Source organism: Paenibacillus taihuensis, from assembly GCF_003386535.1.
In the GTDB taxonomy this organism is placed as follows: domain Bacteria; phylum Bacillota; class Bacilli; order Paenibacillales; family Paenibacillaceae; genus Paenibacillus_Z; species Paenibacillus_Z taihuensis.
Genome location: NZ_QTTN01000084.1, coordinates 1 through 1,720, shown reverse-complemented (window position 1 = coordinate 1,720; position 1,720 = coordinate 1). Strand labels below are relative to the sequence as shown.

Genomic DNA, 1,720 nt, shown 5'->3' with positions numbered 1-1,720 from the left:
AAAAAAAATGAATGATTAATTCCCCTTGTAGCTCATGGCAGCCAGGCAGTAGCGAGTCCACGAATGGTGGTTATTCGTTACTGTTTGTCCTTACTTCGAGGCGCAAGGGGAAGATATAAAGTCGCCGATGAAAACAAAGCATGACCACTTCCTTTCTTCCCCTCAATTCGAGAGGGTTTCAGAAGTTCATACGCCCAAAACAGAAGTAAGTTTCCAAATTATAGGCCTGGAGAAGAAATAATTTGAGACATTTGTATATAATCCGATTTATGGATATGAAAAAGGATCCGCCGCAGCTGCAGGCAGATCCTTTTAATTTACCTATCTAACGTGCCCGTTAGTTCAATCCAAAATTGGTATAAACACATTACCACGAGTAGTCAGCGTTGGCTGTATCTGTACTACCCGACGTAGCAGTGTAACTAATAGACAATGGGCCCCATCCAAGAGTTACGCCAAAACCACCTGTACCACTATTTTTTGCTTGCATGTAGGAGAGAATAGTCCGTTTTTGGGAGGACGCTGTACCTTTCATTGTAAGCCAGGTTGTGCCTTTGTAAAATACGTTACTTGTGTCAGTTGCTGAGTTCATTCTCCATGCTGCTCCGTACAAGCTATATCCATCAGATGCTGGTTGTCCAGAATTTTCAAATCCAGTAGTACCAGCATCAATCCATCCGCCAAATCCAGTTACAATGTTAAACAGATTTTTATACATATTTGCACCGTATTTACCGGATTCAATTGTCCATCCAGTAGGCACAGTAATAGCAAACATATCTTTATATATACTATTTGGAGCACCAGATGGACCTACGCCGGTAGTAAGCCATTCAAAGTTTCCATAAACTTGATATTCATTAGCAACAGATGTAGTAAAAGTTATTGCATTAAAAACAAGGTCAGCTCGGGAAATTGCCATTGTCTGCATTCCCCCCTCGTTTATAGTGCTATTAGCAACTAGTGCGCCAGTAGTATCATCACGGTGATATATTGATGAACTCGCACCTGCAAATTTGAAGTTCTTGTCGGATGCATGTTCAACCAAAGTACGTTTAAGCTCAGGATCGAGCGATGTAATTTGTTCAAAAGGCATACCATGTTGAAGCAAGATTGAATCGATTTCATCATTCGTGTAACTTGTGGTTACAGTTGCAGTTGTAGAAAATACTTTCGTATCTACTGTGTTGTTTGCGGATGCGAATGCTGCAGAGGAGGGAATAATTGCAGAAGCCACAGTCACAGATAATGCAAGCCCGAAAAGTCCTGATTTAAATTGTTTCTTAATCATACTTATATTACCTCCAGTTTATCTTGAAAGATTTTCCAATTAAATATAGACTTGGTATACTAAATCTAGTAAGATTCAACTCACCTCCTTAAAAGCACTAAGTAGTAAAAATCATTTATTTTGAAAAGAGGGTTTAAGATGAGGAAATTTTTTAGTCTATTGTTTTTATCGTTATTTATTATCATTACACTCAACGCCTGTGGTGCTGATAAAACTACAACTAACGCTGTTGTGAAGGTTGTTGAAAAGAATGAAAACTTACAAAAGAAGAATTTTTCAATAGTAGTAGAAACCTTAGCAGAAGATAATCCAGAACATATTAATTTAAAAGTGGCTAATGAAGATATATGGGACCTCATCATATTGAACCAAAATTATTCAATAATTTACACAGTAGGGGAAAGTTCGACAATCGGTCACCTGAAAAAA

Annotated in this window: 2 protein-coding genes; one reads left to right on the top strand and one right to left on the bottom strand. The window is 38.1% G+C overall.

Translation table 11 applies throughout. The features are described from left to right. Positions 1-367: 367 nt before the first annotated feature. Positions 368-1,291 carry a glycoside hydrolase family 18 protein gene (locus tag A8990_RS31195; RefSeq protein WP_116192903.1) on the bottom strand — a complete coding sequence of 308 codons (924 nt, stop codon included), beginning with the start codon at positions 1,289-1,291 and terminating at the stop codon, positions 368-370. A 138-nt stretch (positions 1,292-1,429) separates the two neighbouring features. Here A8990_RS31195 and A8990_RS31190 point away from each other — a divergent pair. Further along, a partial coding sequence (locus A8990_RS31190; protein ID WP_147306903.1) for a hypothetical protein occupies positions 1,430-1,720 on the top strand: 291 nt, incomplete at its 3' end.